Origin of the sequence: Streptomyces sp. KLMMK (assembly GCF_036961605.1) — a bacterium.
GTDB classification, from domain to species: Bacteria; Actinomycetota; Actinomycetes; order Streptomycetales; family Streptomycetaceae; genus Streptomyces; species Streptomyces telluris.
In genome coordinates this window covers 1-4,264 of the sequence record NZ_JBAMDC010000488.1, presented here as the reverse complement: position 1 = coordinate 4,264, position 4,264 = coordinate 1, and the positions used below count along the sequence as shown (strand labels likewise).

The window sequence follows — 4,264 nt, the reverse complement described above, 5'->3', positions numbered from 1 at the left end:
CGGGGGCGGGGGCGGGGCCGCTGCGAGGATCTCCTCGGGCGTGAGCTCCTCGAAGGGGACGGCTTCCGGGTAGGGGAAGTCGTCGTGGTCGCCGGGCGGCTCGACCGCCGGTTCCAGGGCGTGCCGGGCGGCCCGGTAGAGCAGCCAGCAGGGCAGCGCGGTCAGCAGCATCGGCGTGAGGCCGATGGGGGCGGGCGCCCCGGTGAGGGTGTCCGTGCGGACGAGGTCCGCGCCGTGGGCGAGCAGCCACAGGCCGGCGGCGGAGCGCAGGGCCTCGCCCGCGCCGCCGTCCGGGTACGGCGAGGTGATCCACAGCAGCAGGACGACCACGGCCAGCGCCCCGAGCCCCAGTCCCGCGGCGATCGCCCCGCCGACGAACACCGTGCCCGCGGGGGGCGGCGCGCTCGCGGCGGGCCGGCCGGACGCGGGCGGCGGCGGGCTGTGCTCGGCATCGTGGGTCACATGGTCATGCTGCCAAGAACACGCCTTTCGTTCGGGTAGCGGGTAAATGACCGTCGTGTCGCTTTTGATACCCGGATAAACCTATTTGACGCGCAATTACCCTTACGTGAACCCTGGAACGGGCGCGGACCCGCACCCCCTTCGAGGGGTGCGGGCCCGCGCGCGGAAACCGTCAGGCTCAGGCGCCCAGCGCGGCGCGCGCGAGGCGGGCCGTCTCGGACGGGGTCTTGCCGACCTTCACACCGGCGGCCTCGAGGGCCTCCTTCTTCGCCTGGGCGGTACCGGACGAACCGGAGACGATGGCGCCGGCGTGGCCCATGGTCTTGCCCTCGGGCGCGGTGAAGCCCGCCACGTAGCCGACGACCGGCTTGGTGACGTTGGCCTTGATGAAGTCCGCGGCACGCTCCTCGGCGTCGCCGCCGATCTCGCCGATCATCACGATCAGCTCGGTCTCCGGGTCGGCCTCGAACGCGGCGAGCGCGTCGATGTGCGTGGTGCCGATGACCGGGTCGCCACCGATGCCGACGGCGGAGGAGAAGCCGATGTCACGGAGCTCGTACATCATCTGGTAGGTCAGCGTGCCGGACTTGGACACGAGACCGATGCGGCCGGGCTTGGTGATGTCGCCCGGGATGATGCCGGCGTTGGACTGGCCCGGGGTGATGAGACCGGGGCAGTTCGGGCCGATGATGCGGGTCTTGTTGCCCTTCGAGCCCGCGTACGCCCAGAAGGCGGCGGAGTCGTGGACGGCGATGCCCTCGGTGATCACGACGGCCAGCGGGATCTCGGCGTCGATCGCCTCGATGACGGCGGCCTTGGCGAAGGCCGGCGGCACGAAGACGACGGTGACGTCGGCACCGGTCTTCTCCATCGCCTCGGCGACGGAGCCGAAGACGGGGACGGCCGTGCCGTCGAAGTCGACCTCGGTACCGGCCTTGCGCGGGTTGACGCCACCCACGATGTTGGTGCCGTCGGCCAGCATGAGCTTGGTGTGCTTCATGCCCGTGGCGCCGGTCATCCCCTGGACGATGACCTTGCTGTCCTTGGTGAGGAAGATAGCCATGGTTGTGGAGTCCTCGTCCCTTACTTAGCCGCAGCCAGCTCGGCGGCCTTGTCGGCCGCGCCGTCCATGGTGTCCACGCGCTGCACCAGCGGGTGGTTGGCGTCGGACAGGATCTTGCGACCCAGCTCCGCGTTGTTGCCGTCGAGGCGCACGACCAGCGGCTTGGAGACGTCCTCGCCCTTGCTCTTGAGGAGCTCCAGGGCCTGGACGATGCCCTTGGCGACCTCGTCGCACGCGGTGATGCCACCGAAGACGTTGACGAAGACGGACTTGACGTCCGGGTCGCCGAGGATGATCTCGAGACCGTTGGCCATGACCTCGGCCGAGGCGCCGCCGCCGATGTCGAGGAAGTTGGCGGGCTTGACGCCGCCGTGGTTCTCACCGGCGTAGGCGACGACGTCGAGGGTGCTCATGACGAGACCCGCGCCGTTGCCGATGATGCCGACCTGGCCGTCGAGCTTGACGTAGTTCAGGCCCTTGGCCTTGGCGGCCGCCTCGAGGGGGTTGGCCGCGGCCTTGTCCTCGAGCGCCTCGTGCTCCGGCTGGCGGAAGTCGGCGTTCTCGTCGAGCGAGACCTTGCCGTCGAGGGCGATGACATCACCGTTGGCGACCTTGGCGAGCGGGTTGACCTCGACGAGGAGCGCGTCCTCGGCGACGAAGGTCTTCCACAGGGTCACCATGACCTCGGCGACCTGCTCGGCGACCTCGGCCGGGAACTTCGCCTGGGCGACGATCTCGCGGGCCTTCTCGATGGTGACGCCGTTGTTGGCGTCGACCGGCACCTTGGCGAGCTTCTCGGGGGTCGTCGCGGCGACCTCCTCGATGTCCATGCCGCCCGCGACCGAGGCCATGGCCAGGAAGGTGCGGTTGGTGCGGTCGAGGAGGTACGAGACGTAGTACTCCTCAAGGATCTCCGGAGCGGTCTCGGCGATCATGACCTTGTGGACCGTGTGGCCCTTGATGTCCATGCCGAGGATGTCCGTCGCGCGGGCGACGGCCTCGTCCGGGGTGGCGGCGAGCTTCACGCCGCCGGCCTTGCCACGGCCGCCGACCTTGACCTGGGCCTTGACGACGGACTTGCCGCCCAGCCGCTCGGTCGCCTCGCGGGCCGCCTCAGGCGTGTCAATGACTTCACCGGCCAGCACCGGTACACCGTGCTTGGCGAAGAGGTCCCTCGCCTGGTACTCGAACAGGTCCACGCGCGTCCGTCCCTTTTCCATGGATATCGCGGTTCGTTGTCTGCGCGGGCGTGCCGCTGGGCGGCGTGAGAGCGCGATCTCCGCAGAAGTCCGGGGGTTGCGCCCCGGGATAGCACGGGCGAGGGCGGCACACGTTCACCGTTGACGCGGCATGTCCGTCTCGCAGGTTATCCCCGCTGGCGGGGCGGCCCTAAATCGGAGGTCACACTGCGGCCGTGATTACGCTCACAGATCGCAACGGAATCCGTACCCGTCCTGCCTGCGGGACGGGCGCGGCGGCCCGTCAGGCGGCCGTGTCGGGCACGGGCAGCGGGCGCTTCTCCAGGGCGGCGGCCATCACCTCCGGGAAGAGGTCCGGGGTGCAGGCGAAGGCCGGTGCGCCGAGGGCGGCCAGGGCCGCGGCGTGCTCGCGGTCGTAGGCCGGGGCCCCCTCGTCGGAGAGCGCGAGCAGCGTCACGAACTGCACGCCGGATGCCTTCATGGCCGCCACCCGTTTGAGCATCCCCTCGCGGATCCCGCCCTCGTAGAGATCACTGATGAGGACCACGACGGTTTCCGCCGGGCGGGTGATCCGTGACTGGCAGTAGGCGAGCGCGCGGTTGATGTCGGTGCCGCCGCCGAGCTGGATGCCGAAGAGCACGTCGACCGGGTCGGTCAGCTGGTCGGTGAGGTCGGCGACGGAGGTGTCGAAGACGACGAGACGGGTGTCGAGGGTGCGCATCGAGGCCAGGACGGCACCGAAGACGGAGGCGTGGACGACGGACGCCGCCATGGAGCCGGACTGGTCGATGCAGAGGATGACGTCCTTCTTCACCGCCCGTGCCGCCCGGCCGTGGCCGACCAGCCGCTCGGGGACGACCGTGCGGTACTCGGGCAGGTAGTTCTTGAGGTTCGCCCGGATGGTGCGGTCCCAGTCGATGTCGCGGTGACGGGGGCGGTTGATGCGGGCGGAGCGGTCGAGGGCGCCGGTGAGAGTGGTGCGCGTGCGGCCGGCCAGGCGCCGCTCCAGGTCTTCGACGACCTTGCGGACCACGGCGCGGGCGGTCTCCTTCGTGGTCTCGGGCATCGCCTTGTGGAGGGAGAGCAGCGTGCCGACGAGATGGACGTCGGCCTCGACCGCCTCCAGCATCTCCGGCTCCAGGAGCAGCGAGGAGAGGCCGAGCCGGTCGACGGCGTCGCGCTGCATCACCTGAACGACGGACGCCGGGAAGTACGTGCGGATGTCCCCCAGCCAGCGGGCGACGCGCGGCGCGGAGCCGCCGAGGCCGGCCTCGCGGGAGCCGCCGACCTGGTTGCCCGGGGCGCCGGAGCCGCCGTAGAGCGCTTCGAGGGTGCGGTCCATGGCGGCGTCGGTGCCGGAGAGGGCGCGGCCGGTGCCGTCCGCGGAGCCGTCGCCGCCGAGGACGAGGCGCCAGCGGCGCAGGCGCTCGTCGTCGGCGGTGGCGCTGCGGGGTGCGGTCATCGTGCGGCTCCTGGGGTGGTGGGGGCTACGGGGCCGGAGGGAGGGGAGGGATCGGTGAGGCCGAGGAGGAGGTGCAGG

At 70.9% G+C, this 4,264-nt stretch carries 4 protein-coding genes; all 4 read right to left on the bottom strand.

What is annotated here, in order from left to right; translation table 11 throughout:
* A partial coding sequence (locus tag V7793_RS34195; protein WP_336013589.1) for a cell division protein PerM occupies positions 1-462 on the bottom strand: 462 nt, incomplete at its 3' end.
* A gap of 178 nt (positions 463-640) precedes the next feature.
* Complete coding sequence (gene sucD / locus V7793_RS34190) at positions 641-1,525, bottom strand: succinate--CoA ligase subunit alpha (protein WP_336013588.1); 885 nt, start codon at positions 1,523-1,525, stop codon at positions 641-643.
* Between the two features lie 20 nt (positions 1,526-1,545).
* Positions 1,546-2,724, bottom strand: coding sequence for an ADP-forming succinate--CoA ligase subunit beta (sucC, locus tag V7793_RS34185; protein ID WP_336013586.1), 1,179 nt, complete (start codon positions 2,722-2,724; stop codon positions 1,546-1,548).
* Between the two features lie 283 nt (positions 2,725-3,007).
* Complete coding sequence (locus V7793_RS34180; protein ID WP_336013584.1) at positions 3,008-4,186, bottom strand: VWA domain-containing protein; 1,179 nt, start codon at positions 4,184-4,186, stop codon at positions 3,008-3,010.
* Positions 4,187-4,264 lie beyond the last annotated feature (78 nt).

Coding starts and splice junctions, on each gene's coding strand:
- sucD (WP_336013588.1), bottom strand. CDS start 1,525: ATGGCTATCTTCCTCACCAAGGACAGCAAGGTCATCGTCCAGGGGATG.
- V7793_RS34180 (WP_336013584.1), bottom strand. CDS start 4,186: ATGACCGCACCCCGCAGCGCCACCGCCGACGACGAGCGCCTGCGCCGC.